This window comes from Thalassotalea sp. G20_0, from assembly GCF_017744175.1.
In the GTDB taxonomy this organism is placed as follows: domain Bacteria; phylum Pseudomonadota; class Gammaproteobacteria; order Pseudomonadales; family Endozoicomonadaceae; genus Endozoicomonas.
Genome location: NZ_JAGHQV010000225.1, coordinates 1 through 1,190, shown reverse-complemented (window position 1 = coordinate 1,190; position 1,190 = coordinate 1). Strand labels below are relative to the sequence as shown.

Here is a 1,190-nt window from a genome sequence, read left to right as displayed (position 1 = left end):
AACCAACATGATGCAAACCGATTCCTGTTTGAACTGAAGAAGCGCCTCAGTGATTTTGGATTGTCCCTGCATGGAGATAAGGCTCGCCTGATTCGCTTTGGCATGTTCGCACAGCGGGATGAAAAGGCCAGTACCGGGAAACGCCCGGAAACGTTTGAGTTTCTGGGGTTCACCTACTACTGCGCAAAAACCCGGAATGGCCACCGCTTTATGGTAGGCCGTGAAACCAGTGTCAAAAGGCTGAGGGCAACCTTGCAAGCCATCAAAGAATATTTGATGAAATATCGACACCGCCCAGTTATGGAGCAGGCGAAATGGTTACAGCGTGTCCTGCAAGGACATCTGAACTATTTTGCGGTTCCGGGCAACAGTCGTAAGCTTATTGCCCTGTTAACAGCAGTCGGGAAAATTTGGCTCAAAGCGTTAAAGCGGCGCAGTCAGAGAAATCGATTGAACTGGTCCAAGTTCGGACGTTTCCTGAGGGCAGTGCTGCCGAAAGCGAAAATTCTTCACCCATGGCCTGAGCAACGGTTTGACGCCAAATACTCGAGGTAGGAGCCGTATGCATTAGTAGTGCACGGATCTGAGCAGGGGGTGCCGGGTGACTGGCATTCCTACTGCGACCGTTCTATTGTTGTCATCCCCAGACGATTCTTCAACTGGAAACAGGTAATCCCCAAAGAAACCATGCATTCACCTTCCTCCTCAGTAACCGCAGACACGGCATCCCCGTTAACATCCACTGAAGCCGGAAGGCACCAGCCAGCAAACAGCCGAAAACAAGAAAGAAAGCGATCCATGTCAGGTTACCAGGTGGAACAGTCAACAACGGGCACTGGAACGTTTCCACCGCATCAACTGCAATCTGAATCTGGGCCCATCCCATCCATAAAGCGCAGGCGTGTTACTGACAACAGCAGGAGTATTGTGTGTTCTTCAACTTCGCTACCGGCTAATCCGGAGCCAATGGAGACCGAACCGTCCATGCCTGCTGACGCAGCTTCCAGGCTTCCGGAAGTGATCAGTTCCATATCAAGAAATCTACCAACAACCAGCGACAACAGGCTATTAACTGGCAATGAACATACCTCATCGATGGTGCAGGACATGCCTGAACCAATGGAGGGTGTACCGCTCACTACAGAAATTAACAGTCAAACATCAATTTCAGAATTTTCTGTAAGTCAGCA

Annotated in this window: 2 protein-coding genes; one reads left to right on the top strand and one right to left on the bottom strand. The window is 50.3% G+C overall.

From position 1 onward, the window contains the following. The coding region (locus J7438_RS25660) for an RNA-dependent RNA polymerase family protein (protein ID WP_503003946.1) at nt 1-555 on the top strand (555 nt) is incomplete at its 5' end. Between the two features lie 299 nt (nt 556-854). On the opposite strand, the gene J7438_RS25655 is transcribed toward J7438_RS25660, so the two are convergent. Beyond that, nucleotides 855-1,079, bottom strand: coding sequence for a hypothetical protein (locus J7438_RS25655; RefSeq protein ID WP_209278875.1), 225 nt, complete (start codon nt 1,077-1,079; stop codon nt 855-857). Nucleotides 1,080-1,190 lie beyond the last annotated feature (111 nt).